This is a genomic window from Pigmentiphaga sp. (genome assembly GCF_033795525.1).
GTDB lineage: Bacteria > Pseudomonadota > Gammaproteobacteria > Burkholderiales > Burkholderiaceae_B > Pigmentiphaga.
Genome location: NZ_JARYGM010000002.1, coordinates 199,841 through 226,518, shown reverse-complemented (window position 1 = coordinate 226,518; position 26,678 = coordinate 199,841). Strand labels below are relative to the sequence as shown.

Annotated in this window: 25 protein-coding genes; 14 read left to right on the top strand and 11 right to left on the bottom strand. The window is 65.5% G+C overall.

The features are described from left to right. Positions 1-2 precede the first annotated feature (2 nt). Positions 3-1,247 carry an aromatic ring-hydroxylating oxygenase subunit alpha gene (locus QHC78_RS05800; RefSeq protein WP_319742941.1) on the bottom strand — a complete coding sequence of 415 codons (1,245 nt, stop codon included), beginning with the start codon at positions 1,245-1,247 and terminating at the stop codon, positions 3-5. A gap of 22 nt (positions 1,248-1,269) precedes the next feature. Further along, the gene (locus QHC78_RS05795; protein WP_319742940.1) at positions 1,270-2,247 is read right to left on the bottom strand and encodes a Bug family tripartite tricarboxylate transporter substrate binding protein; all 978 of its coding nucleotides are present in this window, start codon (positions 2,245-2,247) and stop codon (positions 1,270-1,272) included. A 145-nt stretch (positions 2,248-2,392) separates the two neighbouring features. Here QHC78_RS05795 and QHC78_RS05790 point away from each other — a divergent pair, with 145 nt between their 5' ends. Further along, the gene (locus QHC78_RS05790; RefSeq protein WP_319742939.1) at positions 2,393-3,172 is read left to right on the top strand and encodes an IclR family transcriptional regulator domain-containing protein; all 780 of its coding nucleotides are present in this window, start codon (positions 2,393-2,395) and stop codon (positions 3,170-3,172) included. A 63-nt stretch (positions 3,173-3,235) separates the two neighbouring features. Continuing rightward, entirely contained in the window at positions 3,236-4,201 is a 966-nt protein-coding gene (locus QHC78_RS05785; RefSeq protein WP_319742938.1) for a tripartite tricarboxylate transporter substrate binding protein, read from the top strand. A gap of 25 nt (positions 4,202-4,226) precedes the next feature. Here QHC78_RS05785 and QHC78_RS05780 read toward each other — a convergent pair whose 3' ends face one another. Continuing rightward, on the bottom strand, positions 4,227-4,799 hold the full coding sequence (locus QHC78_RS05780; protein WP_413816418.1) for a tellurite resistance TerB family protein: 573 nt from the start codon (positions 4,797-4,799) through the stop codon (positions 4,227-4,229). A 300-nt stretch (positions 4,800-5,099) separates the two neighbouring features. On the opposite strand from QHC78_RS05780, the gene QHC78_RS05775 reads away from it, so the two are divergent. Then, entirely contained in the window at positions 5,100-5,537 is a 438-nt protein-coding gene (locus tag QHC78_RS05775) for an RcnB family protein (RefSeq protein ID WP_319742936.1), read from the top strand. A gap of 105 nt (positions 5,538-5,642) precedes the next feature. Here QHC78_RS05775 and QHC78_RS05770 read toward each other — a convergent pair whose 3' ends face one another. Further along, positions 5,643-6,467, bottom strand: coding sequence for an IclR family transcriptional regulator (locus QHC78_RS05770; RefSeq protein ID WP_319742935.1), 825 nt, complete (start codon positions 6,465-6,467; stop codon positions 5,643-5,645). Between the two features lie 269 nt (positions 6,468-6,736). On the opposite strand from QHC78_RS05770, the gene QHC78_RS05765 reads away from it, so the two are divergent. The 4 genes from QHC78_RS05765 to QHC78_RS05750 are packed head-to-tail and all read left to right on the top strand — an operon-like array spanning position 6,737 to position 11,949. Further along, the gene (locus tag QHC78_RS05765) at positions 6,737-8,809 is read left to right on the top strand and encodes a hydantoinase/oxoprolinase family protein (protein WP_319742934.1); all 2,073 of its coding nucleotides are present in this window, start codon (positions 6,737-6,739) and stop codon (positions 8,807-8,809) included. Continuing rightward, the gene (locus QHC78_RS05760) at positions 8,809-10,569 is read left to right on the top strand and encodes a hydantoinase B/oxoprolinase family protein (protein ID WP_319742933.1); all 1,761 of its coding nucleotides are present in this window, start codon (positions 8,809-8,811) and stop codon (positions 10,567-10,569) included. Before QHC78_RS05765 ends, QHC78_RS05760 begins: the two co-directional genes overlap by 1 nt. A gap of 25 nt (positions 10,570-10,594) precedes the next feature. Continuing rightward, positions 10,595-11,596 (top strand): Bug family tripartite tricarboxylate transporter substrate binding protein, encoded by a 1,002-nt coding sequence (locus tag QHC78_RS05755; protein ID WP_319742932.1) that lies wholly within the window; start codon positions 10,595-10,597, stop codon positions 11,594-11,596. After that, positions 11,593-11,949, top strand: coding sequence for a hypothetical protein (locus tag QHC78_RS05750; protein ID WP_319742931.1), 357 nt, complete (start codon positions 11,593-11,595; stop codon positions 11,947-11,949). The genes QHC78_RS05755 and QHC78_RS05750 overlap by 4 nt, the downstream gene beginning before the upstream one ends. A 52-nt stretch (positions 11,950-12,001) precedes the next feature. On the opposite strand, the gene QHC78_RS05745 is transcribed toward QHC78_RS05750, so the two are convergent. The 3 genes from QHC78_RS05745 to QHC78_RS05735 form a co-directional block, all read right to left on the bottom strand. Next, complete coding sequence (locus tag QHC78_RS05745; RefSeq protein ID WP_319742930.1) at positions 12,002-12,973, bottom strand: Bug family tripartite tricarboxylate transporter substrate binding protein; 972 nt, start codon at positions 12,971-12,973, stop codon at positions 12,002-12,004. Positions 12,974-12,983: 10 nt separating this feature from the next. Next, the gene (locus QHC78_RS05740) at positions 12,984-14,015 is read right to left on the bottom strand and encodes a TauD/TfdA family dioxygenase (protein ID WP_319742929.1); all 1,032 of its coding nucleotides are present in this window, start codon (positions 14,013-14,015) and stop codon (positions 12,984-12,986) included. A 116-nt stretch (positions 14,016-14,131) separates the two neighbouring features. Then, the gene (locus QHC78_RS05735) at positions 14,132-14,878 is read right to left on the bottom strand and encodes a GntR family transcriptional regulator (RefSeq protein ID WP_319742928.1); all 747 of its coding nucleotides are present in this window, start codon (positions 14,876-14,878) and stop codon (positions 14,132-14,134) included. Positions 14,879-15,182: 304 nt separating this feature from the next. On the opposite strand from QHC78_RS05735, the gene QHC78_RS05730 reads away from it, so the two are divergent. Genes QHC78_RS05730 through QHC78_RS05720 form a run of 3 tightly spaced genes read left to right on the top strand, consistent with a single transcriptional unit; the run spans position 15,183 to position 17,691 of the window. Beyond that, positions 15,183-16,205: a CDP-6-deoxy-delta-3,4-glucoseen reductase gene (locus tag QHC78_RS05730; RefSeq protein ID WP_319742927.1), complete on the top strand. Its 1,023-nt coding sequence runs from the start codon at positions 15,183-15,185 to the stop codon at positions 16,203-16,205. A 59-nt stretch (positions 16,206-16,264) separates the two neighbouring features. Beyond that, positions 16,265-16,798, top strand: coding sequence for a VOC family protein (locus QHC78_RS05725; RefSeq protein WP_319742926.1), 534 nt, complete (start codon positions 16,265-16,267; stop codon positions 16,796-16,798). Beyond that, on the top strand, positions 16,795-17,691 hold the full coding sequence (locus QHC78_RS05720) for a fumarylacetoacetate hydrolase family protein (protein WP_319742925.1): 897 nt from the start codon (positions 16,795-16,797) through the stop codon (positions 17,689-17,691). Before QHC78_RS05725 ends, QHC78_RS05720 begins: the two co-directional genes overlap by 4 nt. Positions 17,692-17,732: 41 nt before the next feature. Here QHC78_RS05720 and QHC78_RS05715 read toward each other — a convergent pair whose 3' ends face one another. Then, positions 17,733-18,638, bottom strand: coding sequence for a LysR family transcriptional regulator (locus QHC78_RS05715; protein ID WP_319742924.1), 906 nt, complete (start codon positions 18,636-18,638; stop codon positions 17,733-17,735). 212 nt (positions 18,639-18,850) lie between these two features. Here QHC78_RS05715 and QHC78_RS05710 point away from each other — a divergent pair, with 212 nt between their 5' ends. Next, the gene (locus tag QHC78_RS05710) at positions 18,851-20,026 is read left to right on the top strand and encodes an ABC transporter substrate-binding protein (RefSeq protein ID WP_319742923.1); all 1,176 of its coding nucleotides are present in this window, start codon (positions 18,851-18,853) and stop codon (positions 20,024-20,026) included. Positions 20,027-20,047: 21 nt separating this feature from the next. Here QHC78_RS05710 and QHC78_RS05705 read toward each other — a convergent pair whose 3' ends face one another. Further along, positions 20,048-20,980: a LysR family transcriptional regulator gene (locus QHC78_RS05705; protein ID WP_319743459.1), complete on the bottom strand. Its 933-nt coding sequence runs from the start codon at positions 20,978-20,980 to the stop codon at positions 20,048-20,050. Between the two features lie 165 nt (positions 20,981-21,145). Here QHC78_RS05705 and QHC78_RS05700 point away from each other — a divergent pair, with 165 nt between their 5' ends. From QHC78_RS05700 to QHC78_RS05690, 3 genes are read left to right on the top strand one after another with little or no spacing between them, the layout of a single operon-like run. Beyond that, entirely contained in the window at positions 21,146-22,111 is a 966-nt protein-coding gene (locus tag QHC78_RS05700) for a Bug family tripartite tricarboxylate transporter substrate binding protein (protein WP_319742922.1), read from the top strand. A 26-nt stretch (positions 22,112-22,137) separates the two neighbouring features. After that, a complete protein-coding gene (locus tag QHC78_RS05695) occupies positions 22,138-22,758 on the top strand; it encodes a cupin domain-containing protein (protein WP_319742921.1) in 621 nt (206 codons plus the stop codon). After that, positions 22,755-23,726 carry an alpha/beta hydrolase gene (locus tag QHC78_RS05690; protein ID WP_319742920.1) on the top strand — a complete coding sequence of 324 codons (972 nt, stop codon included), beginning with the start codon at positions 22,755-22,757 and terminating at the stop codon, positions 23,724-23,726. Before QHC78_RS05695 ends, QHC78_RS05690 begins: the two co-directional genes overlap by 4 nt. Positions 23,727-23,732: 6 nt before the next feature. Here the strand turns inward: QHC78_RS05690 and QHC78_RS05685 are convergent, their stop codons facing one another. Both QHC78_RS05685 and QHC78_RS05680 read right to left on the bottom strand, forming a co-directional pair. After that, entirely contained in the window at positions 23,733-25,532 is a 1,800-nt protein-coding gene (locus tag QHC78_RS05685; protein ID WP_319742919.1) for an ABC transporter ATP-binding protein, read from the bottom strand. 9 nt (positions 25,533-25,541) lie between these two features. Next, complete coding sequence (locus QHC78_RS05680; protein WP_319742918.1) at positions 25,542-26,669, bottom strand: beta-glucosidase; 1,128 nt, start codon at positions 26,667-26,669, stop codon at positions 25,542-25,544. Between the last annotated feature and the right edge of the window lie 9 nt (positions 26,670-26,678).

Below are 26,678 nucleotides of genomic sequence, written 5' to 3'. Positions count from 1 at the left end.
GCTCAAATCTCCATGTAACCGCGATAGGCGTTCCAGAAGCCGCGCACCGATGCCTCGGTCGTCCGGTTTTCCTGGGTCTCGATACCGCCGCCGCCCATTTCCAGGACGGCGTCCTCGGCGTCGGTCCCTGCAATGCCGCGTTGCACGAAGCCGCCTACGGCGCCGTCCTCCATCGAGACGAATCCGGCCGGCCCGGTCAGGTTGGACTGCTTCAGGCGCATCCGGCGCAGCTCGGGCGTATCGTCTTCGAAGCCCAGGTACGTCCAGTTCAGCACGGTCTTGTCCAGGCCGGTGGGCAGGATCTGGCGGATGGCGATCGTGTTCTGGATCTGCGCCAGCACGAATCCGGGAAAGACCGACAGGATCTGCAAGGTCACGCCGTCGCCGAACTCGTCGCAGCCGTCCAGCATGGTGGGGTCGGCCAACGCGTAGCCTTCCTTGTCGGAACGCAACTTCTCGGCGCTGTATTCGGTATTGGGCTGCGGCTGGTGCGACACCTTGGAATAGCTGACGTGGTGCGCGCCCGTTTCGCTCACGATCACGCCGCCCTTCTGCGACAGGCGGTTGATGTTGAACGTCGTGAAGAACACATGCAGCAGGCTCGCATGGTAGGAGTCCTTCACGTTCTCCATGTAGAGCTTCCAGTTGTTCGGTATGGTCTGCTTGAAGCGGCCGATGATCTCCACCGGCTTGTGCAGCACCCGCTCGATTCGCTCCAGGATCTCGTCGCCCAGGTATTCCTCGATGGACGGCACGTCCTCGTCCAGGCTGCCGAACACCATGCCGGCCACGCTGGCGGTCCGCAGCTTGCGCGGGTTGTGCTCTTCCATGCGGAACTCCGGCGGCATGCCGCCCTTGCCGTTCACGCCCTGCTGGAAAGCCACGCCGCGCAGGTTGCCCTGCAGGTCGTAGCGCCATGCATGGTAGACACAGGCGAAGTCGCGCGTCTTGCCTCCATCCTCGAGCGCGATCAGTGCGCCGCGGTGAGCACAGCGGTTCTCGAAGGCCTGCAGCTCGCCTTCTTCATCGCGCGTAACGATGACCGGCATCTCGCCGACGAAGGTCGTGCGGTACGAGCCGGGCTCGGCCAGCTCGGCCTCCAGGCACAGGTAGTTCCAGGTCGGGCCCTGGAATATCCGCCGCTGCTCGGCGTCGTAGACATCCCGATCGCGATAGAGCCAGTAAGGCACCCGGGTCAGGCCGGGCTCCCAGGTTCGCGGGGATTCGTGAGTCTCGCTGTGGCTCATGGACTTCCTCGTTAATGCAAAATCAATTGATGGTGACGTCGGCCGTATCGATGGCCTTCTTCCATTTGGCGCGCTCGGCCTCCAGGAACTCGGCCGTTTGCGCCGGCGTATCTCCGCCCACCTCGGCACCCTGCTCGATGAATTTCTGCTTCACGTCGGGCATCTTCAGCACTTGGGCGATGTCCGCATTGAGCTTCTGCACGATATCGGCCGGCGTGCCGGCCGGCGCGGCGACGCCGAACCAGGTGCTGACATCGAAGCCGGTCAGCCCGGACTCGGCCAATGTCGGCGTATTGGGCAGCAGCGGGCTGCGCTTGGCGCTCGTCACGGCCAGGATCCGCACCTTGCCCGACTCGTGCTGGCGGTACGTCGAACTGATGTTGTCGAAAAACGCGTCGACCTGCCCGCCCATCAAATCAGCCAATGCAGGCGCCGTGCCCTTGTAGGGAACGAACACGAAGCTCAGCTTGGCCTGGTTGGCGACCAGGGCGCCCGTCAAGTGCGAGGTGGTGCCATTGCCCTGCGTGGCGACGGTTACGCGGCCGTCATTCTTGCGCGCATAGTCGATGAACTCCTGCGCCGTCTTGACCGGCAGGTCGTTCTTGACTGCAAGCACGTTCGGCACGCGGGCCAGCACGGTCACAGGCACGAAGCGCTCCGGATCGAAGGACAGGTTCTTGTACAGGTATTGATTGATGGCCAGTGGCGCCGGCGGTGTAGCCACCAGCGTATAGCCGTCCGGCTGCGACTTGGCGACCATGTCGGCGCCGATATTGCCGCCCGCGCCGGGGCGGTTGTCGATGATGACGGGCTGGCCCCACATGGCGTTGAGCTTTTCGCCGATGATGCGCGGCAGGACATCTGCCGTCCCGCCCGCCGAAAACGGCACGACGATGCGCACGGGACGCTGCGGGAACTTGCCGGCGTCGGCGTGCGCCACGCCACAGGAAACCGCCCATGCCGCGATCGCGGCACAGGCTGTCAATGCATGTTGTCTCATCCTTGACCTCGTCTGTGTCTATGAAAAACAGCGGATGGCGTTCTTTTCCATCCGAACATAAAGTCGCAAAGCGAATATTAGTTCGCGTATAAGCTGCAATCAAGAAAATCGGTTAGAATGTTCGCAAAACGAACGCTCGCAGCACATGACCTCGACATCCGATACACGTACTAAAGAAGACAAGGAATACGTGGCCGGCCTGGAAAAAGGCCTGGCCGTCATCGAGGCGTTCGGCCTGCGCAGCGGCCCGCTGACCCTGAGCGAAGCGGCAGAGATCACGGGGCATCCCCGCGCAACCGCCCGCCGTTCGCTGCTGACCTTGCAGCGTCTGGGCTATGTAGAAAGCGACGGCAAGTATTTCCGGCTGGCCCCGCGCGCGCTGCGCCTGGGGCACGCCTATGTCAGTTCCAGCCCGCTGCCCAAGCTGGTGCAGCCGGTGCTCGAGACCATCAGCGAGCGCACCAAGGAATCGAGCTCCCTGGCGGTGCTTGACGGCGGCGAAGTGGTGTTCGTGGCGCGTGCCGCCACCCGGCGGAGCCTGTCGGACGGCCTGGGCATGGGGTCGCGCCTGCCCGCGCATTGTGCCGCGACGGGACGCGTACTGATGGCTGCGCTGTCGGCCGAGGAAATTTCCCGCCTGCTCGGCAGGATGCCCCGGCGTGCGCTCACCCCGCGCACCCGCACCGAGATTCCGGAGCTGCTGGCCCTGCTCGAAGAAGCGCGGCGCCTGGGCTATGCCACCAGCGACGAGGAACTGGAGCTCGGCGTGCGGTCGATTGCCATCCCCATCTACGACCAGACGGGCCGCACCGTCGCGGCCATGAGCCTGGTGGCCGCCACCAGCCGCTATACCCTGGACCAGATGGTCGAAGCCTTGCTGCCGGAACTCCAGGGCGCCCGCCGCATGCTCAGCGCCATGCTCTAGCCGGCCGTCCGGGCCGCGGGCGGTTTCCGGTATGCTTACGCCCCCAAGAACGAGGAGACCCCCATGTTCCGACAATTCCTTGCCTTCGCCGCACTGGCGCTGGCCGCGGTGGGCGGCGCGCAGGCGCAGGCCTACCCGTCCAAGCCCATCCGTCTCCTGATCCCCTTCCCGCCCGGAGGCGGCACGGACATCCTGTCGAGGCTGGTCGCCAACAAGCTCAATGAAGTGGAAAAATGGACCATCGTGTCCGAGAACCGCGCCGGCGCCGGCGGCACGATAGGCATTGCCACCGCCGTACGCGCCGAACCCACCGGCTATGAGATGGTGATGGGCCAGAAGGACAACCTGGTGGTCGCGCCCTGGCTCTACAAGAGCGTTGCCTACGACCCCACGCGGGATCTCGTGGCCGTGGCGCACGTGGGCTACACGCCCATCGTCATCGTCACGCAGGCCAGCTCGCGCTTCAAGACCCTGGCCGACGTCGTCGCGGCGGCCAAGGCCGCCCCCGGCTCCATCACCTACGGCTCGCCCGGCAGCGGGACCACCATCCACCTGGCCGGCGAGATTTTCAAGGACGCCGCCAAGATCGACATAAGACACATTCCCTACAAGGGATCGAACGCGGCCATGATGGACGTGCTCGCGGGCAATGTGGACTTGATGGTGTCGTCGGTGCCGTCCGCGATGGCGCAGATCCAATCCGGCAAGTTGAGGCCGCTCGCCGTCACGAGCGCCAAGCGCAGCACCTCGCTGCCGGACGTGCCGACCATCGCCGAGCTGGGCTACAAGGGATTCGACGTCAGCACCTGGTACGGCCTGTTCATGCCAGCCGGCACGCCCAAGGAAATCGTCTCCACCGTCAACACGGCGGTCAACAAGCTCCTTGCGATGCCGGAGACTCGCGATGCCATCCATGCCCAGGGCGCCGAAGCGCAAGCCATGTCGGCCGAACAGTTTGCCGAACTGCTCAAGGCCGACTACCAGAAATGGAAGGGCATTGTGCAGGCCGCCGGCGTCAAGGTGGACTGACGCGACGGCCCGGCGGCCGAGCGCTTCAGGCGGCCGCTTCCGCGTGTAGCCTTTGCTCCAGCGAGGCCTTGAGGTCGGCCGGCAGTTTCAGCTGCCGCGCCAGCTCGTCCAGGTAGGCCCGCTCCATGTAGCTTTCCTCATCTACCACGATGAGGCTGGCCAAATACATTTCGGCCGCCATTTCCTGCGTCGCTGCCGCCTGCGCGATAACCGCGGGATCGAGCGGGCGCGCCAGTTCGGCCTCCAGCCACTGTCGATCCGCCGGGTCTCCTCCCAGCTTCCCGATTTCGGTCTCGAGCAAGCGGCGCTCTTCCTCGCCGATGTGGCCGTCGGCCTTCGCCGCGCCGATCATCGCGGTAAGCATCGCGCGGCTATGGCGCTCGGCCTCGGGCGGGGGAAGGCGGTCGGCGGTCTGGGGCTCGTGGGCGGGCTGGGTCTGTTTGGCCTGCCAATCGTTATAGGCGCGATAGGCCAGCGCGCCCAGCGCCGCCATGCCGCCGTAGAGCGCGACCTTGCCACCGATTTTGCGCGCTTTCTTGCTTCCCAGGAGCAGCCCGATCGCACCAGCGCCCAGCGCACCGCCGGTCAAGCCCGGCAACAGGTTCTCCAAGCCGCCGGCGGCGGAACCGGCTGGTCGATTGCGGGACCCCGCGACATCGCGGACGAGGCCCTGGCCGGATTGTAGAAGTTGATCGAGTAGTTGACGTGCGCTCAAGCGAACACCCCGCAGTAGTTGGTATCGGTCTGGTGATAGACCCTGCGCCCATGCGCAAGTTCTCGACAGGATACCGCCGCAGATGTTTCAGTCGCCTTCAAGGGCCGCCGATACGGGGCGCGAAGACATAGAATGCCTCCGACGCCCGCAATTCCACGGCGTCGGTCCTTCAAGGAGAACACCATGGCAGCCAAGCGTTTACTGGCGCAGTTGTTGATAGGTACCCTGCTGGCGGCCTCCACGGCTGCCTACGCGCAGGGAGGTCCTCCAGGAGGCAGGCCGGGCAATGGTCCAGGCATGGGAGGCCGTGGCCACGACGGCCCCGGACATTCCGGCATGAACCGGCCCGCGCCGGGCGGCCCCGGCCACATGGGGCCCGGCCCGTCGCGTCCGCCGGTCCACGCCCATCCCGGCGGCCGGGCCGACCCCCCTTATCACCGGTGGGCCAAGGGCGATCGCGTCCCGCTGCCCTACCGCGGTCCCCAGTATGTCGTGGACGACTGGCGCGGCCACAGGCTGTCGCCTCCTCCGCGAGGCTATCGCTGGATCAGCGTCGGCCCGGACTATTTCCTGGTAGCCATTGCCACCGGCCTCGTGCTGCAGGCGATCCTGAACCCATAGCGCCGCGGCAGTGGGCCCGGCTCGACGGGCCGGCCCCATCATAGGGCCCATACTCCTCGCCAAGCCGGCAGGAACCCGGATTTGCCTTCCTGCTCGCGGCCGGAATCAGGAGTAGGTCCGCCCGTCGCCCACCGGCCAGATCGACGCCAGCCGTGCAGCGGCGTCGATCAATCGCGGCGCGCTGGCCTCCAGGTCCTGCCGATTCATCCTGGCGCACGGTGCCGCGAGCGTAATGACGCCCACGCATTCTTTCTTGTCCCCGAACCGGCGGATGAGGATGGGGACCCCTATCGCCCCGACTCCCAGCGAGTGTTCTTCGTACGAAATCGCGTAGCCGCGCCTTGACGAAATCTTCAGGTCCTCCAGAATCGCTTCGACCGTGCGCAGCGAATGTTCGGTGGCCGGCTCCAGGCCGTTCTTGAGCACCAGGCCGATGGCCCGCTCGCTGTTCATGGTGGACAGCCACGCCTTGCCCGCGGCGTGCAAATGCAGGCGCACCTCGAAGCCATAGCTGGGATTGAGTTGCAACAACCGGCTTTGGGCGAGGATGGACGAGACCCAGGTAATGCTGTCGCCCTCGACCACGGCCAGGCGGATCAACTCGCCGGTGCTGTCGGCCAGCTCGCGCAAAATGGAATTGCTCTGGTCCAGCAGCAGGGAGCGGGACATTTTCCGTAGACCCAGGTTGCTCATCTTGAAGGTCAGGAAATAGCGCCCCGAGGTCTCGTCACGGAAAACGTACCGGCAGCCGATCAAGGTGTTGATCAGCTTGAACGCGATGGCCTTGTTCACCTCCAGCAGCGTCACGATGTCGGTAAACGACATGCCGTCCTTGGCATCGGCCAGAGCCTCGAGGATCTCGAGCGCGCGTTGGACCGCGGCGATCTGCTCGCCCTTGGGACTCTCGCCTTGCCCCTGCTCTTCATTCATGGTCTTGCTTCTGCCTTGTGATGATGCCCGGTGCGCCGTCCCGCGAGGCCGGCGCCTGCCGCATTCGGGCCGCCTTCCCAAAGGGCACGCTGCGCCCTGGGCCGGAATCCGGGAAACCGTGTTACCTATTTATAACACATTGATTTTATTGGCCTATTGCCCTTATCTCGGCCCCCGTTGACCTTATGAGGTAACCTAGGTTACCTTTTAAAAAACGAGACGGCATCCCGAGCCGGGATCGCCCTACACGCACACCACAAGGCAGGGACATGAGACAAGGCAGCCGGCTTGCCGCCGACATCGGCGGCACTTTTACGGACGTGGCGCATTTCGACGCCGCCACCGGGACACTGTCGTTGGGCAAGTCGCTCAGCACACCGCGCCACTTGGTCGAAGGCATCGCCAACGGAGTGGAACAAGCCCAGACCCGGTTCCGGGACGCTGAAATCTTTCTCCACGGATCCACCGTCGCCATCAACACGCTGCTCGAGCGGCGCGGCGCACGTACCGCCCTGCTCGTCACTGAAGGGTTCCGCGACATCTACGAGATCGGGCGCATCAACCGTCCGGATGCCTACAACCTGTTTTTTTCCAAGCATGTCCCGCTGGTCGAGCGGGCCCTGCGATTCGAAGTCGCGGAACGCCTGACCGCCGACGGCCAAGTCCTCGTTCCGCTCGACGATGCCGGAGTGCATGGCATTTGCGACCAGCTGCTGGCCCACGACGTCGAGGCGGTGGCCATCCTGCTGCTGCACTGCTATGCCAACCCGGCCCACGAGCTTCGCGTCAAACAGATCGTCCGGCAGCGCCTGCCCCACGCTTTCGTGACCGCGTCGCACGAACTGTCTCAGGAATATCGCGAGTTCGAGCGCTGCTCGACCGCAGTGGCCAACGCCTACGTGGGGCCTATCGTGAGCCGGTACGTGGGCGAGATCGAGACCCGGCTGCAACGCGACGGATTCGAGGGCTCGTTCCTGCTGGTCCAGTCCACTGGCGGCCTGTATGCGTCGGACCAGGCTCGCCGGGAATGCGTCCGCATGCTCGAATCAGGGCCGGCCGCCGGTGTCGTCGGCGCGCATGCGCTATGCCACCGGCTGGGCATCGCCAATGCCATCGCGTTCGACATGGGCGGCACGACCGCCAAGGCCGGCGTCATTCTCGACGGCCGCGTGCTCACCGGCAACCTTGCCCTGGTAGGCGGGTACAACGAAGGGCTGCCGGTCCAGATTCCGCTGGTCGACGTGTTCGAGGTCGGAACCGGAGGCGGCAGCATCGCCGAGATCGATCACGGCGGCGCCTTGCGCGTCGGCCCGCGCAGCGCCGGCGCCGACCCGGGCCCGGCCTGCTACGGCCGCGGCGGCACGGCCCCCACCGTCACGGACGCCAACCTGGTCCTCGGCCGCCTCAGCCCCGAACGGTTCCTGGGGGGACAGATGCCGCTCGATGTCGAGGCGGCCCACCGGGCGATCGAAACAGCGGTCGCTGTGCCGTTGGGCCTCGGCGTCCAACGGGCGGCAGAAGGCATCTTGCGCATCGCCGCCACCAAGATGTCGTACGCGGTCAAGGGCGTCTCTACCGAACGAGGCCTGGACGCGGCCTCGTTCACGCTGATCGCGTACGGCGGCGCAGGGCCGCTGCATGCGTCTTCGGTGGCGCGCGAAATCGGCATGAAACACCTCATCATTCCGCGCGCGCCCGGCCACTTCTGCGCCTTTGGCATGCTGCACTCCGACCTGCGCTATGACTATGTACGCACCACCTTCAAGAAACTGGAAGAGGCCCAACTGGCGGACATCATGGAAGAACTCGACGCCCTCGCCCGCCAGGGGCGCGAGGCGCTCGCGGCGGGCGCCGTGTCCCCCTCGGAGGTCTGCGTGACTTATTCGGCGGACATGCGCTATGTCGGCCAGGAACACTCGGTCACCGTCGAACTGGACGAGGCGGCGCTGCGCGCGGAAGACAAGCCCGCCATCAAGACCCGGTTCGACCAGGTACACCAGCAGCGCTACGGCACTTGCGCACCGGCCGAACCGGTAGAAATCGTGACATTGCGGGCAGCAACCACGGGCGTGATGCCCAAGCCCCCGATGGAGCGCATCGAGGGCGCGCCCTCCAGCTCGGCGCAGGCGGCACGGATAGGCGAACGCCGGGTGTACTTCTCCGACGCCTTGCCGGACGTGTCCACGCCCGTCTATCGCCGCGACCTGCTGCTCGCCGGCCACCGCCTGCAGGGCCCGGCGCTCATCGAAGAGCATGCCTCCACCACGGTGGTCTTCCCGGACGACGGGCTGACCGTCGATGAATACGGCAACCTTCACATCGAATTGGGAGCTTCCCGATAATGCCCAGCGCTGCGCTTCTTCCCACCGACCTGCCCCGGCCCGATGCCGTGCTGACCGAAATCGTGCGCAACGGCGTCCTGGCCGTGACCGAAGAGATGAAGACCAATCTCATGCGCACGGCCTACAACATGATCATTTACGAGGCGCTGGATTTCACGGTGGGCCTGTTCACCGCCGACGGCCAGACCGTATCGATCGGCATCGGGCTGCCCAGCTTCATCCGCGGCATGGCCAATGCGGTCCAGGCAAAGCTGGCGCGCTACGGCCCCGACGGCATCGAGCCGGGCGACATCCTGGTCACCAACGATGCCTACATCACCGGCAGCCATCTCAACCACTTTACCTTCAGCCAGCCCATATTCTTCGACGGCAAGCTTACCGCCTGGGCTTGCTGCATGGCGCACTGGCCGGACGTCGGCGGCTCGCTCGGCGGCGTCACGTCGGACATCTATTCCGAGGGCATCCAGATCCCGGTCATGAAGTATCAGCGGGCCGGCGTCGTCAACGATGACCTGGTCGAGATCATCAAGACCAATGTGCGGCTGCCAGAACGCGCCATGGGCGACCTGCGCGCGCAGATCGTCGCCGTCAGTACCGGCGCGCGGCGTTTCACCGAGCTGCTGGAGCGCTACGGCCGCTCGCCGGTGCTGGGCGCCATCATGAACATCATGGATCAATCCGAAGCGGCGGCGCGCGAGCGCACCCGCTCCATTCCCGACGGCGTCTACGAAGCGGAATCCTTCATGGACGACGATGGCCTGGACATCGGCAAGCCGGTGCCCATCAAGGTCCGGGTGATCAAGCAAGGCGACGAGCTGACCGTGGATCTCTCCGACATCAGTCCGCAGGTGCGCGGCTTCTTCAACTCCGGTCCCAGCACCGGGTACTCCTGCGCCCAAGTGGCATACAAGTGCCTGACCTCGCCTACCGACTATCCCATCAACGACGGCAGCTTCCGTGCGCTGAAAGTCATCGTGCCCGAGGGAACGGTCGTCAGCGCGGTCAAGCCGGCGGCCATGCGCAAGTGGATGACCTTTCCCATGACCGTGGTCGATACCATCTTCAAGGCCATGGCGGCCGCGATTCCGGACCGCACGATCGCGGCCCACCACGCCGATCTCGTCATCGCGCTGTTCCATGGCATCTCGCCGGCGGACGGCAAGTTCTTCATCGGCTTCATTGGACCGACGGGAGGCGGATGGGGCGCCAAACGGTCCGGCGACGGCATGAGCGGCGTGGTCTGCTCCAATGACGGCGACACCCATAACAGCCCCTGCGAGCAGCTCGAGGCCAAGTACCCCATCCTCATCGAGCGCCATGCCTTGCGGCCGGACTCCGGCGGCGCAGGCCGATATCGCGGCGGCCTGGGCACGGAGGTGGTGGTGCGTGCGCGCTCGCCCATTTCGGTCGACGTACAGGCGGACCGCATGCAATGCGCGCCCTGGGGCCTTGAGGACGGGCACGCCGGACATCCCAACAAGGTCTTCGTTACGCGCCATACCGCCGACGGCCCGCAAGTCATTGCCGGCAAGATCCGCAATGAACGCCTGCGGGCCGGCGACACACTGCATCTGCTGGCCGGCGGCGGCGGCGGATTCGGCCCGCCCGAGCAGCGCGACCCTGCAGCCGTGGCCAACGACGTGCGGCAGGGCTACGTGTCCGAGGATAGTGCACGGGACGTCTACAAGGTCGCCATCCGCGAGGGCAAGCTTGATGCGGCGGCGACAACGGCACTCAGGCGCGCCATGCCGGCACGCTGATCGCCCCCACCAACGAGGAGACATCATGATCCAACACCTTATCCCGTCCGGATCGAAGGCCTGGCACAAGGCCGCACTGGGCGTGGCGGCAGGCTGCGCCTTATTGGCCGCCCCCGCCGACGGCGGCGCCGCCGAAACCTTCCCTGCGCGTCCCGTCACGCTGGTGGTCCCGTACCCGCCCGGCGGCGGTGCCGATATCCTGGCGCGCACGGTGGCCAGGTATCTCAGCCGCGAATGGAACCACCCCGTTATCGTCGAGTCCCGCGCCGGGGGTGGCACGACCATCGGCGCCGGCTACGTCGCGCGCGCCAAGCCCGACGGCTATACGCTGCTGGTCAGCGTGACGCAGCACGCCATTGCGCCATCGCTGTTCAAGCAACTGCCGTACGACTACCTGACGGACCTGGCCCCCGTGGCGCTGTTGAGCGACAGTCCCTTCATCCTCACGGTGCCCGAACGCTCGCCGCTGGACAGCCTGCCCAAGCTGCTGGACGCGCTCAAGCAAAAGGGAGCGTCGATGAACTTCGGCTCGTCGGGGCCGGCCAGCGTCCCGCACTTGGCCGGCGAACTGCTCAACCAAGCTGCAAACGCCAAGGCCTCGCACATCCCCTTCCCCGGGACGGCCCCTGCCTTTACCGCGCTGCTGGGCGAACAGATCGACTACCTGTTCGGCGACACCTCGGTATTGCCCAGCGTACAGGCCGGCAAAGTGAGGGCGCTTGCCGTCACCACGCGCGAACGCAGCCCCAGCCTGCCCAAGGTGCCGGCCGTCTCCGAATTCATACCGGGCTTCGCCTTGTCGTCGTGGGTGGGGCTGGAAGCGCCCGCCAGCACGCCGCAGCCGGTCATCGCGTCGATCAACGCCACGGTGCAGAAGATCCTCAAGGATCCGGAACTGGCCAAGGCCTTCGCGGAAACGGCCAAGGAGCCCTTGTTCTCCACGCCGGCCCAGTATGCGGAGTTCAGGAAAAGCGAGGTCGAAAAATTCCGCAAGCTGACGCGCGACATCGGGGTCAAACTGGAGTGAACGCGCCGCCGCAGGATCCCCGCCTGAAGGCGGTGTCGCTGGCTGGCCGCTGGCAGCGGCTGGTGCAAAGCCACTTGCCGTTGCGCGGTGGCCCGTGCGCGTGCCTGCTCGGCGTCGGCAACATTGCGGTAGCGGATTTCGAGCAGGACTTGATGGACTTCCTGCATGCCAGGTACAACGGCGGCGGGAAGATGGACCGCCATTTTGTCCGTGCCGGGCGCAACCAGGACGCAGCCGGCAGCCTGGCCGGACTGCTGCAGTCCATCGCCCAGGATCCCCAGCCGGACGCCGATGCCGATCGCCTGCTGGAAGGGCTGGAAAGCTCGCTGCGTTCGCTGGAGTCCAGCCATTGAAAAACGCGAGGGCATTGCCCTCGCGTCGTGGGTCCCGCAGCCTTCCCTTCCGTTACAGCTGGATATTCAACTTCTCGACCAGCTTGCCCCACTTGCGCTCGCCCTCGGCAATGGAACGCCTGGCGTCTTCCACCGAGCCGCCGGCCGGTTCGGCGCCTTCGCTGCTCAGGCTCTCCCTGACCGCCGGCGATTTGAGCACCTGGTTCACATCGCGGTTGATGCGGTCCAGGATCCCCTTGGGCGTACCCGCGGGCGCCATCAGCCCGAACCAGCCCACCGCTTCATAGCCCGGCAGCCCGGCCTCTGCCACCGTGGGCACGTCGGGCAGGACCGGGGAGCGCTGGGCACTGGTCACCGCCAGCGCCTTGAGCTTGCCGCTCTTGATATGCTCGCGCACCAGCGGAAAAGGCGCGAAATTCAACTGGATCAGCCCGGCGATCGTGTCCGACACCGAGGGCCCGCTGCCCTTGTACGGCACGTGCGTGAGCTTGACGCCCGCCATGGAGGCGAACAGCTCGCCGAACAAGTGATTCGACGAACCGTTGCCCGAGGAGCCGTAATTGAGCTTGCCCGGGTTGCGGCGGGCATACTCGATCAGGCCTTTCACGTCGTTGAACGGCAGCCCGGCATGGGCGACCAGGACCACGGGCGGTGTCGCCAGGAGCGCCACCGGTTCGAGGTCCTTGGTGGGCTCATAGCCGAGATTCTTGTACAGGCTGCGGGCAACCAGAATATTGCCGAACGATCCGAGCACGGTGGTGTAGCCGTCGGGCTTGGACTTCACCACCATTTCCACGCCTATCGTGCCCGCGGCGCCCGGCTTGTTCTCGACCACCACCGATTGGCCCCAGGCCTGGGACAGCCCCTGGGCGATCACCCGGCCCAACAGGTCGGTGTTGCCCCCGGGGGTATAGGGCACGATCAGCCGGCTGGGGCGCGACGGAAAGCTTTCATCGGCCTGCGCGGCGCTGCCGAACGCCAGCATGCCGCCGACCAAGGCGGCCACTACGTGTTTGACCCTCATGGCGGCCTCCCTACGACACCGATACTGCAGTCTGGCCGTGACGGCGCTCGTACGAAGTCCCGAACTCGCGGGTCTGCCCGAATACGGCAGGAAGCGGCCGTCCGTTGGGCAGGGTCAGCCATGCCCGCAACAAATGGCGGCGGCGCGACGGTTCGTCGTAATCCTGGTACTTGGTGCGTGCATGCAGCACGGCATAGTTGTTGCCGATCTGGATATCGCCCGGCTCCATGCTGAAGCTGAGCTGCACCTGGGGGTCGTTGCAAATTTCTTCCACCAGCTCGATGGCCTGCGCCTGCGCCTCGGTCCAGCGCGGCACCCCGGGAAGCTCCTGCGCCAACCGCAGATAGCGCCGCTTGTAGAGGGCGCTCAGACGTCCCTCGTAGAAGTTGAGAATAGGCACGGTCTGGATGCGCAGGCCGCCCCGGTGCTGTCCGCGGGTATCGAAGTGGAACGGCTGCTGCAGCACGTCGACCAGGTCGGGCCGGCGGCGCAATACCTCGTTGTACAAGGTCGACACGCTGACCAGCTTGCTGACGCCGCCGGACTTCGCGGTACGCAGGCACAGCAGCATGAAGGCATCCCCGCCGTCGTTGTGGAAGGTCAACTCGTCATCGGTCTGATAGCTGCGTACCGAATTGTCGTTCGATACCTTCAAGCCGGTATTGGTCACGCTGTGCATGCGGTTGCCGGCGCCGTCCTGCTCCTGCGGGTCGCCCAGGTGCACGGACAGCCCCCAGAAGAGCACGCGGGCCTCGTCATCGGAGTAATCGCCGATGGGCAGGCCCCGCAGCAGCGCGAAGCCCCGCCCTCCCTCGAGCTGCTGGCGCACCGCTTCGAGCCGTGCGGCCATGCGGGGGATGGGGAAATCCCGCGCTTCGAACTCCGTGGGCTTGAGCCCCTTCGCACACGCCGCGGCCGTGGCTTGGGCCAGCTCACGGATCTCGTCGGCATCCAGGCGCCAGATCCAGTCGGTGGTACCGGCCAGGCTGGCACCGCTCCATACTTCGGGCCCCACTATGGGTTGGAGTCCTTGCGGTTTCATGTCGTCTCCTCGTGTCTAGTTTCTGAGCATTTTAACATTGTCGACAATTCAGGCCATTATCCCGCCAGGCCCGGCGCCTTCCCCACGCGGGAAAACCAGAACAACATCGTCCCGGCTCAAGCCGCGCCGCTTTCCTTCAGCACACGGTGTATTTCCTTGCTGTTTTCCTCCAGACGCATGGCCCACAGCCGCTCCGCCTCGTCCGCATCGTGCCGGCGGATCGCCTGCACCGACTTGCGCCACAGGGTCAGCGACCGCTTGCGGCGGTCCGTGGACCGCAATCCCAATCGGGTATAGCGGGACATCTGCAGCGACAGCGAAGTAATCAGGGTGAACAGGCGATCATTGCCGCTATAGGCGGCGCAGCAAAGCGTGAGCCGGGACAAGGTTTCGCCGAAGGCATCGCCGCCTCCCGGATCGTCGGCCAGCGCGGCAAGCTTGGCGACGCCCTCCTCCAGGATGACCAGCAGGTCAGGCGACGCCTCTGCGGCAATGCGGCGCGCCACCAGCCGGATCAGTGCCAGGCGCACTTCCAGCAAGTCTTCGATTTCCTTGAGCGACAACTGCGTGGCCTGGGCGCCCCGCCGCGCATGGATACGGACGATGCCTTCTTTTTCGAGCAGCCGCATGGCCTCGCGCACGGGGCTGCGGCTGACGCCGAACTCGTCGGCGATGTCCTGTTCACGCACCCACTCGCCGGGCTGAATGACGGCATTCAGGATACGGTCTCCCACGTGCGCGGCGATCTGCTCAGGCAGCGTCAGGGTCTTGGATTGGCCCAGCAGCCAGCGGAAGCTGGTCGCGCTCCCTTCGTCGGTGGCTTGCAGGAAGGCGGAAGATCGGGTGATTGCGGACGGCTCCATCGAATGCCCTGTTCTGTTGGTCTGCACTGGCCAGCGGGCAGTATACGGTGCGCTCCCGGCGGCCCGCCCGGTGGCTGCGGCCGCTCTTCCAATCCACGGGCACTATTGCGCCGATCAATAATTCCCCTCGCACAGCCTGGTACGGTCCCCTGCCGGGGCACGGGTTTTCCCTCGGGGAAACCGCGCATTAACGGCGTTAATAGAAAGTCTTCTTTCCTAGCGATAGTTCTGCGCCGGCGTGCTTATTAGACTGTCGGCAAACTAAACAACCGCGCCCCGGCACGCCGCGCGCGGCCGGAGAGACATGAGCCATACCGTCACCCTGCAGCCCAGCGGCCACGCCTATGCCTGCCCGCCCGGCACGCCTATCCTGAAGGCCGGCCTGGATGCGGGCCTGTTCATGCCCTATAGCTGCCGCTCGGGCGTCTGCCGCACCTGCCGCGGCACCATTGCGCAAGGCAGCGTGGACTACGGCGATGTCCACCCCAACTACCTGAGCGAAGAGGATAAGCAGGCGGGCCTGGCGCTCCTGTGCAAAGCCACCCCGTTGACGGACGTGGTGGTGGAGATAGGCGAACTCGACCCGGCCGAGGCAGTGCGTCCGAAGTACATGCCCGCGCGCGTGCTGAAAATGGAGAAGGCGGCCGATGACGTCATGATCGTCACCCTGGGCTTGCCCATGAACGAACCGACACGGTTCCGCGCCGGCCAGTACCTCGACATCCTCCGTCCGGACGGCAGCCGCCGCAGCTACTCCATTGCCAACGTGCCCCAGACCGAGGGCGTACGGCAGGTCGAATTGCACATCCGGCTGATGCCGGGCGGCCAATTCAGCGAATACGTGTTCTGCGCCATGAAGCCGCGCGAAATCCTCAAGCTCGAAATGCCGCTGGGTTCGTTCTTTCTGCGCGAGAGCGGCAAGCCCCTCATCATGGTCGCATCCGGCACCGGTTTCGCCCCGATCAAGTCGGTCATCGAACACTCGCTGCAGCGCGGCATCCGGCGCCCTGTCTTCCTGTACTGGGGCGGGCGCCGGCGCACCGATCTCTACATGCATGACCTGGCCAGCGCCTGGGCGGGGCAGCACCCACATATCCGCTTCGTTCCGGTGCTGAGCGAACCGACCGAGGCCTGCGGCTGGCACGGCCGGACGGGCTTGGTGCACTTGGCGGCGATGGAGGATTTTCCCGACATGTCCGGCCACCAGGTCTATGCCTGCGGCGCGCCGGTCGTGGTCGAGACGGCACGGCGCGACTACGTCGGCCGCTGCGGCCTGCCCGAGAACGAATTCTTCGCCGATTCGTTCCTCACCACCGCTGATAAATGAACCGGCGCGCCTCGGCTGCAGCAGCGGCGGAGCGCGATCTTCAGAACGAGGAGACAGCCATGTTGCCTGAGAACTGCAGAGTCGATCCCCCTGCGCACGAATCCGTCGTCAAGCCCTTTTGCCTTGGACACGGCACTCTGGAGTGCTACAGCCTGAAGGCCTCGCGGCGCTTCTACGAGGAGTTCCTAGGCTTGGAGTGCGTACGCCACGGTAAGCCGGCCATGGCGGTACGCCTGGGCATGCGCTTTCACATCATCTGCGTGGAGGTCGGCGACCAGGTGCATCCGGTCAACCTGCTGAATCACTGGGGCCTGGACCTTCCTACCAAGAAAGCCGTCGAGCAGGCGCATGCCGATGCGCTGCGCTGCCAGGACAAATACGGTATCCGCCAGGTACTGCCGGTACAAGACATGCACGGCGTCTATTCGTTCTATCTCGAAGACCTGGACCACAACTGGTGGGAGCTCCAGTACTACGAGAACGGATTCCAGCACGACGACCTGTTCGACTTCGGCGACCGCTTCTCCATGGACGACGCCGCCGACATCGGTTCGCTCGAAGAACTCAAGATACGCAACCAGGGTGCTGCATGATCCAGCTCGTGACCTTCCTGCACGAGGGCCAGCAGAAAACCGGCCTGCTGCACGACGGCGATATCTATGCCTCGCCACGTTATGGGTGTGTGCAGGAAGTGCTGGACGACTGGCCGCGCGCCGACGACAGGCTCGGCATGCTAGACGGGGCGCTTCCCGGGCGCGAACCGGTCCGCGGCGCGACGCTGCTCGCCCCGCTTCCCCACCCTCCTACCATCTACTTTGCAGGAGCCAACTACCGCGACCACGTGGAGGAAATGCAGCGCGAGCTGTCCATGCAGCTGGAGGCCGACCCCAAGAAGGCCGGCCTGCTGCCCTGGCATGCCATCAAGGCTTCGCGCAGCACCGTCGTCGGTCCCGATGCCCAGGTACGGGCGCCACGCGGCACCCCCATGCTCGATTGGGAATTGGAACTGGGCGTGGTCATAGGCAGGACGGCCAAGGAGGTGGACGTGCATGGCGCCATGGCGTGCGTGGCGGGCTATGTGGTGGCCAACGACCTCTCGGCGCGCGGGCACTTCGGCCGCCCCGGCGTGGGCGAGGCTTCACCCTTCAAGTGGGACTGGATCGGCCAGAAGTCCTTCGACGGCGCCTGCCCGCTGGGCCCGGCCATTACCCCGGCCCGCTTCGTACCCGATCCCATGAACCTGGCCATGAAGCTTTGGGTGAACGACGAGCTGATGCAGGATTCGAACACTTCGCACATGCTGTTCAGCATTGCCGAACAGATTGCGCACTTGAGCTCGCGCCTGACGCTGGTGCCGGGCGACCTGATCCTGACCGGCACGCCGGCCGGCGTGGGTATCGCCCGCAAGCGCTTTCTTCAGCCCGGCGATGTGGTACGGCAATGGATCGAACACATCGGCACGTTCCAGTTCACGATCGTGCAATGAGCCCGCGCCGCACAGATGCGCGACGAAGCAAGACGTGCCGGTCAAGGCTGGAAACCGATGCTGTCGATACAGCTGGCAACCTGCCCTCGGAACCATTGGCTCGCGGGATCCTTGTGGAAACGGTCATGCCAATACAAGGCCACCTCGAAATGGCCCAGCGGCAGCGGCAACGGCTTGACGAGCAGCGGAAAATACTTGCACAGCTCCACGACCAGCGATTCCGGACAGGTCCAGATCAAGTCCGAATTCAGCACCAGGTGCGGCGCCGCCAGGTACTGCTGCATGCGGACCCGGATCCGGTCCTTGGCGCCGGCTTCGTTCAGCGCGCGTTCGAGCAGGATGTGGCCGCTGCCCGCGTACTCCACCAGAAGGTGCTGCTGCGCCACGAACCGCTTCTGCGTGAGCTCTTGCCGGGCAATCGGATGCCCTTTGCGCATCAGGCACAGGTAGCGCTGCTTGAACAACACCTTCTTGTGGATATTGCGCTCCAAGGCCGGCAGGTATCCCAGCGCTACATCGATGCGGCCGGTCGACAAGCCTTGCACGGTCTCGTCGATAGGCGCGAACACCACATTCAGGTTGACCCCGGGAGCTTGCTGCGCGATACGGGCGAAGAGGCTCGGCAGCACGACTACCTCGCCGACGTCGCGGGTCCGGATGGTAAAGGCACGCCGGGACTGCGCCGCGTCGAACGACGACAACATGCCGGATGTCTTGCGGACCGTATTGAGGGACTCGAGCAAGGCCGGAGCCATTTCTGCCGCGAGGGCCGTCGGTTCCATGCGGCGGCCGGCCAATACGAACAATTTGTCGCGGTACTCCAGCCGCATGCGCTTGAGCGCGCTGCTGACGGCTCCCTGTGTCACGCCGAGGTTCTCGGCCGCCAGCGTCACCGAGCGGTCGCGCCAGAGGGCCTCGAACACGTACAGCAGGTTCAAGTCTTTCACGTCCTGCCTCCGCGGCCCATGAAACCGGACCGTCCATCAACGACGTTAATAGTTTGGAATCACCGCCAACCTATGGATGGCGGTTCACATTGTGCAGATACTCGACTCCGGGAGCTGCAACTATAAACCGCGATAATGCCGCCGCGATCCGGCATCCGGGCATACCCCGATGACGGCGGCCATCTCCGCACCGGTGGGACAAGGAGACACACATGAAGCATCGTTCGGCTTTCATCCTCGGCCTGGCGGCCGCAGCCGCCGGCTCGCCTGCCGCGGCCGACCTCAAGATAGGCTTCCTGGCCACGCTGTCCGGCCCCTCGGCCGACGTGGGCCAGGACCAGTACGACGGCTTCATGCTGGCCATCGAGCAAATGCACGGCAAGCTGGGCGGAGTACCGGTCAGTGTCGTCCGCGAGGACGACCAGATGAAGCCTGAGGTGGCCGTCCAGGGCTTGACCAAACTGCTGGACCGGGACAAGGTCGATATCGTCACCGGCCTGACCTACGCCAATGTGTTGATGGCACTGCAGGGGAAGATCGCATCCACCAAGATTCCCTTCATCGGTTCCGTCGCCGGCCCCTCGCCCACCGCCGGCGCTCAGTGCAAACCCAACCTGTTCATCACCTCCTGGCAAAGCGACACGACGGCCGAGGCACTGGGTAAGTACCTCACCGATGCGGGCGTAGACCAGATCGCGATCCTGGCCCCCAACTTCCTGGGATCCAAGGACAAAGTGACCGGCCTCAAACGCTTTTATCGCGGCAAGGTGGTGCAGGAAACCTATACACCCCTCACGCAGCTCGATTTCTCGGCGGAACTGGCCGCGGCCGGGTCGTCCGGCGCCAAGGGCATGTTTGCGTTCTTCCCCGGCAGCCAGGGTGTGAGCTTCGTGCGGCAATACCAGCAGTTCGGCATGCTGCAGAAGCTGCCGATGTATTCGGTGCACACGATCGAACCAGGTAGCGTGAACGCCATGGGCAAGGCCGGCATCGGCGCCATCGTGGCCGAATCCTGGCAGCCCAGCGCCGACAACGACCAGTCGCGCCAGTTCGTGGCGGCCTTCGAGAAAAAATACCGGCGCACGCCGACCTCGTTCGCGGCCTTCAGCTACGACGCCGCCATGTTGATCGACGCGGCGGTCAAGGACCGCGGCGGCAATGTGTCGGACAGCCAGGCCCTGACCGCCGCCATACGCAATGCGCAGTTCAAGTCGGTCAGGGGCGATTTCAAGTTCAACAAGAACAACTATCCCGTCCAGAACTATCACATCTACAAGGTCGTCGAAGGCCAGGGCGGCAAGCCCGAGTTCCAGGTGGCGGTGCGCAACGTACTGGCGCGCCACGGGGACGCGTACGCGCAAGCCTGCAACGCCCAGGCCGGCGCCTGACAGCTTGCATATCGCCGGTCTTTACACCGCCCCCGCCCCGGCGGCCTGGGCCGCCGCCTCGCCGATCAAGCTCCGGAACCACTTGTGCACCGCGCTGCGCTGCGTGCGCTCGTGCCAGTACAGGTAGTTGCTGACGCGGGGCAGCGCCCCCGGGAAGGCGGCGATCCGAATGGGAAACGTCTCCTGGATCTTGAGCGCCATGCGCCGCGGGACGGTCGCCACCACGTCGGAGACCATCAATGTTCCCAGCAAGGCCATCAACCCCTGCGCATGGATGCGGACATCCAGTTCCCCGCCCTGTTGCCGGACGAATTCGTCGATGACGCGCCCCGAGGTAGTCCGGCCATTGCCCTGCAGGCGCACATGGGGTAGCGCCATGTAGCCCGGCAGGGTCAGCAACTCGTCCAGCGCCGTGTTGCGCGGACCGCCGATCACGACGATTTCGTCGTCGAACAGCGGCGTGGCGCGCACGGAAGGCTGCGGATCGCGCACCCATCCCAGCCTGAAGTCCACCTCGCCCGAGGCCAGCAGGCCGCCAATACGCCGCTGGTCGGGTGCCCGCACGCTGAGCGTGATGCCAGGCGCCGCATGGCGAAGCACCCGCGCCAGATGAGGCAGCAGCAGTTGCTCGAGGTACTCGGGCGCCGTGATCACGATCTCGCGTTGCAGGTGCGCCGGATCGAAATCCTCCGGCGGAGCCTGGATATCGGCCACCCCGTCGAAAAACCGCTTCACCTCACGCTCCAGCGCGAGCGCCCGTTCGGTGGGCAACATGCCTGCCTGTCCTCGGACCAGCAAGGGGTCGCCGAACACCTGCCGCAGCTTGTTGAGCGCCTGGGTAATGGCCGGCTGCGATACGCCCACCACGAGCGAGGTACGCGTCACGCTGCGTTCGCTCATCAGGGTAAGAAAGATCTGCAGCGTGCGAAAGTCGATGTTGCCCAACGGATGCATGGAACTCACGGCCTGCGGGGCCCTCCTCCTCTTTCGGCGGCCGCCATTAGCGGCCGCTTATTTTCCTTATAAGCGCTCAGCGGCGTTCATCCAGCCCGCGCCCCGGTAGCATGCCTGCACCATACGCCGGAGCCGGCGGATAACGACAGTACCAAGGAGACAACCATGAAAACGCTCTGGGCTGCGGCCTTGCTGCTGGCTGCGTGCAGCACGCCCGCGGCGGCCGACACCAACTACCCCGTCAAACCCGTGAAACTGGTACTGCCCTTCCCCACCGGCGCCACCTTCGTAGTGGGGCAGATGCTGGCCGAGACCATGACCCGCGAGCTGGGCGAAGCGGTGGTGATCGAGAACAAGTCCGGCGCCGGCGGACGGATCGCGATGGAGCACGTCGCCCGCGCGCCCGCCGATGGTTATACCCTGCTGCTGGCTTCTCCCACACTGACGATTACCCCTGCCATCAACCAGAACCTGCGGTTCGACCCGCTCGCCGATCTCGCGCCGGTCGCCAAGGTGGCGGAGGTGCCCAACGTTTTCGTCGTCAATCCGCAGAAGTTCGGCCAGGCCGACTTCGATGCGTTGCGCAAACAGCTCGCCGCCCATCCCGGCAAGTTCAGCTACGGGTCGGGAGGGGCAGGCTCCTCCAACCATTTGGCCTTCGAGAAATTCAAGGCCCTGACCGGGACGGACATTCTGCACGTGCCCTACCAGGGTGCCTCGCAAGCCGTTACCTCTGCGGTCGGCGGCCAGATCGACATGGTGATCAACGGCCTGCCCAATTCCGCTCCGCTGATCAAGGGGCAACAGCTCAAGGCCATGTTCGTGCTGACGCGGGAGCGGCAGCCGCTGCTGCCCGACGTGCCGTCGGCCGTCGAAGTGGGCCTGCCCGACATGGTCGTGACGACCTGGTATGGCGTGCTGGCGCCCAAGGGAACCCCCGCCGCCATCGTCGACAAGCTGGCGCGCGCCATCAAGCAGGGCCTGTCGGCGCCCGAGGTGCGCCGGCGGCTGGCCGACAACGGCATCGACTACGTTTATTCCGGCCCAGGCGAGTTCAGCGCCTTCATCAAGGACGACTACGCCGGTTGGAAGAAGGTCGTAGCCGAGGCCGCCATCAGTATCCAGAACTGATTTTCCCCTCCGCAACAGGAACCCTTATGAAGACCGAATGCCCCACCCTGGCCGACATGCAGCACCGCATCGCGCGGTTCAAGCAGCTCAAGCCGCGTGCCTCGCACTGGAACGATAACCTCGGCATTCCGGCCGAAGCGCTGCAGTTGTTCAACCCCAAGGCCAACTATGTCTTGATGGCTCCCGCATCGCTGCCCGGGCGTCTGTCGCCCAATCCCGCCATCGTCGATGGCGACAAGGGTGTGATCCGGGTCGGGCTGGCCCTGGCCGCGCCCAACGACGGTCCGGAATTGCACGTGCACTGGAAGACTCACGAAACCTTCATGGCGCTCTCCGGCCGCTGGCTGATACGCTGGGGCGATGAAGGCCAGGAAAGCATAGAGCTTGAACCGTACGACATGATCGCCATGCCGCCGCGCGTCGCGCGGCAATTCATCAATATCTCCGACCAGGACGCGCATCTGTTGGTGATCATCCAGGGACAACCCGAGGATTTCGACGACGTGGGACGCCTGCCGGCCATCCGCCAGAAGATCATCGACCGCTACGGCGAACAGGTGCTGGCCAATATGGAAAACAACGGCTGGGACTTTTCGCTGGTGCCCAAGAGCATGCGCAAAGCCCAGGCGGCGGAGGACCGGACATGAAGCCCACGGCCGCGTCGCCCTCGCCATGGCTGGACGGGACCGCAGCCATGCCGCCCTTGGCCGGCGTCGATCCCGCCTTGGCCACGCTCCAGGGCAAACTGAAGGCCGACGGTTGCGCCCAGGCCGACCCGACTTCCTTGCCGTTGGCCGATGCGCGGGCGCAGCAGGACCGGTACTTCGCCGCGGTCAACGCCGACTTGCCTGCCGTGGAGTCGGTCCGGGATCTGGTCGTCGCGGCACCCGGCCGGGACATCCGCGCGCGGCTCTACCGGCCGCAAGCAGCGCGCGACGATGCCTTCGCAGTATTCGTACGCGGGGCCGGCTGGTGGGCCGGCGGGCTGGATTCGCATGAAGGCGTGTGCCGCGGGGCTGCCCATGCCCTGGGAAGGCCAGTGCTCGCGCTCGATTATCGCCGTTCGCCCGAGAGCGTCTTTCCCGCCCAGCGCGACGACGTCGTCGCCGCCACCGCGTGGTTGCTGGAACACGCAGCCGATCTCGGATTGCCGCCGCGTGCCGTCCTGTGGGGTGAATCGGCGGGGGCATCGCTCTGCGTGCTGGCCTGGCGCCAGTTGCAAGACCAAGGCGTGGGTGAGGCCGTGCCCGCGCTGGTGCTGTTCTATGGCAACCTGGGCGGTCCCCGCGAAAACCTGCGCCCGCAATCCAAATGGGTCTGGCGCCAATACCTCGGCCCGGCTTGGGAATCCCCGCCCGCTGCCGCCATACCGTGCAAGACCGACCTGCGCGACTTCCCTCCGGTCTGGCTGGGCGTAGGCGACGCCGATCCCTTGATCGAGGATTCGTTCCAGTTCGCCAAGCTGCTGCACGCCGCTGATCGGCCGCATCGGTTACACGTGTATTCCGGCATGCCGCACGGCTTCTCGGCCTATGCGCGCCAGTCGGCGATCGCCGAAATGGCTACGGCCGACGCGGCGGCGTTCGCCGACGCGGCCATTGCGGGCAGCCTTTGACCGCCGCTAGGCCGGGCGCTCGCCCTGGACCTGCATTTCCCACAGCGCCTGGAACAGGCCGCCGCCGCGCCTGAGCTGCACGGGCGGCCCGTCTTCGACAATGCGCCCCTCGTTGAGCACGACGATCCGGTCAAACCCGGACAAGGTGGACAGCCGGTGGGTCACGGCAATCACCGTGCGGCCGGCAATGAGCTGCAGCAGCGCTGCCTGGAGCTCCCGTTCCGAACGGCTGTCCAGGGCCGATGTGGCCTCGTCCAGGATCAGGATGGGGGCATTCTTCAAAAAGGCGCGGGCAATGCCCAGGCGCTGGCGCTGGCCGCCCGACAAGGTCGCGCCGCGCTCCCCCAGCATGGTGTCGTAGCCGGCCGGCAACCGGCGGATGAAGTCGTCGCACCTTGCCGCGCGCGCCGCTTCGTACACGCGCTCGGCGGGCGCGTCCGGATCGCCATAGCTGATGTTCTCCATGACCGACCGCCTGAAAAGGCTCACCTCCTGGGGAACGACCGCGATCCCCGCCCGCAATGAGTCCTGGGTCATTCCGGAGATAGGCTTGCCGTCGATGAGAATGGCCCCGGCATGGACGTCGTCCAGGCGCTGCAGCAAACTCAGCAGGGTCGACTTGCCGCCTCCCGAAGGCCCCACGATACCCAGTTTCTGGCCCGCGGGAATCTCAAGGTCGAAGTGTTGGAACAACGGCGGTGCGCCAGGATAGCCGAAACACACGTTCGAGAAGCGGATCCCCCCGCCGCCGGGTTGGAATACCGCCGCGTTGGCGGCATCGTGCAGGCTGTGCGGCTTGCCGATGATCTTGAGCATCTCGGCAATGACGCCGAACTCCTGCGAAGTACCCACCAGAGCGAGCGCGAGGTCGCGCGATCCATGCAGGATGCGGAAGGTCAGCGCGCTGATCACCACGACGTCGCCCGCAGTAAGCAGGCCCCGCTGCCAGGAATAGACTGCCCAGGCCAGCATCGAACCGGCCAGCACCCACAGGCATACGTCATGCATGACCCTGGCCTTTTCCAGGTACATCCAGCTGCGCCGCTGCGCGCTGGCCTCGAGTCCGAGCTGCCGCGCCATGCGGGCCCGCTCGCGGTGCCGCGCGGTAAAAGCCTTGATGGCCCAGATGTTGGATACGGCATCGACCAGTTCTCCGCCGGCCCGCGCCGCCTGCTCGCCATATTCGCGGTGCAGCGGCCGGCCCCGGACGCCGAATGCGACGATGATTCCTCCGACAACGGCGACGAACAGGATCAGCGCCACCGCCATATGCCAATCGATGATCATGAGCACGACAATGGCGCCGATGAAGTCGACACAGGGCGGCACGATGTTCCAGGTAAAGGTGGAGAAGATCGCGCCGGCCGATCCCGCCGTCGCCGTGATGCGATTGCCCAGCGAGCCGGAGAGGTGGTCGTTGAAATAGCGCATCGGATGGCCAGTCAGGTACTCGAACAGATCGACGCGGATATCCACCCCCGACGCCACGACGGTGCGACATCCCAGCCACCCGCCCAGGCGCCAGAGCATGCTTTCCGCGGCGATCAATCCGATGAACAGCCCCAGCGGAAACCAGACGCCGGCGGCGGCCCGGTCTTCGGTAGCCATCGCGTCCACGATCAGCTTCATGCCATATTGCACCGCCACCGCGCATGCCCCGGCTGCGACGATAATGCATGCCAGTGCCCCGAACTGCCAGGCCCGCGCCTTGATGTAGATCAACAGGAACTGAGCAGGGTCGGTCGGGATCGCGACCGTGCCGCCCTGCATCGGAACGCCTGCGTGCAGCGGCGCGTTCGGCTTCACGCCCTGCTCTCAGCCAACCGCGGGGATGGGGACACGGCCGTTTCTGTATCCCAGCCGCCGTGCCAGCTCCGCAGCCAGTTCCGCCTGAACGGGCCGCCTGCCCACGCGATCGGCCGCACCGAGCAGTCCCGCGGGGCAATGACGCTCGTTCTCCCACCCGGGATAGTCGAGGATCGGATACAGGCACACGCCGTGGAGCGGCACCCCCTGCGCCATGGCAGCCGCCACTTCGTCACAGACGTAGGCGAACCAGTCGGCGCGTTCGTCGCCCTCGGCGCCGGTCTCGGCCACGAACATCGGACGCCCATAGCGGGCGTGGACCTGGAGCAGCATTTCGCGCAGCGGCCGGTAGCGTGCATGGCCGCGGCGGACTTTCGGACCGTCGTATATCCATTGGTTGTCCGGGTAGTAGTTCACCCCCACGATGTCCAGATACTCGGGTTTGCCCCCCAAGCCGGGCATCAGCTTGCCGCTGATCATGTCCCATGCCTGATACTGCGCGGCGTCTGCGTTCGCGGCGCGGCGCCGCATGCGTGGCGATCCTGCCATTACATGGATGGCGGGATCCGCGTGGACGATGCGCGCGCGGGCGTCGACCCGCCGGATGGCTTCGATCGCGGCCAGAGCGGCCCGGACCAGTTGTTGCTTCAAAGCCAGGCCGCGCCGCTCGGTACCGGGATTGAAATACGCCACATCGCCGCCCGCCCAGGCCCAGAACGATATTTCGTTGATCGGACAGTAGAAAGGAACGCCAGGCAGCTCATTGCGCACGACGGTGGCCACAGCGGCTGCGAAGGCAGCGAAACGATCGACGAAAGCCGGACGCCAGATGTCGATATGATCGGGCCAGCCGTAATGACACAAGTCCCAGACGGGTTGTACCCCCGCGCTGCGGGCGGCGCGCAGCATGGGCAGGAAGCTGGACCAGTCATACCGTCCCGCCGACGCCTCCACCAGGTGCCATCGGATACCATCCCGGACGGTACGCAAGCCAAGCCCGGCCACCGCGGTGTAATCCTGCCGGGCGAACCGGTCGTGCCCGGTCGATGCGATCAGATCCAGCCGGCGTCCATCTTTGCGCCGGTGGGTAGAGCACTCGAATCCCGCCTGAAAGAAGCTTTCGAACAAGGGCTCCATGGCCGCCTC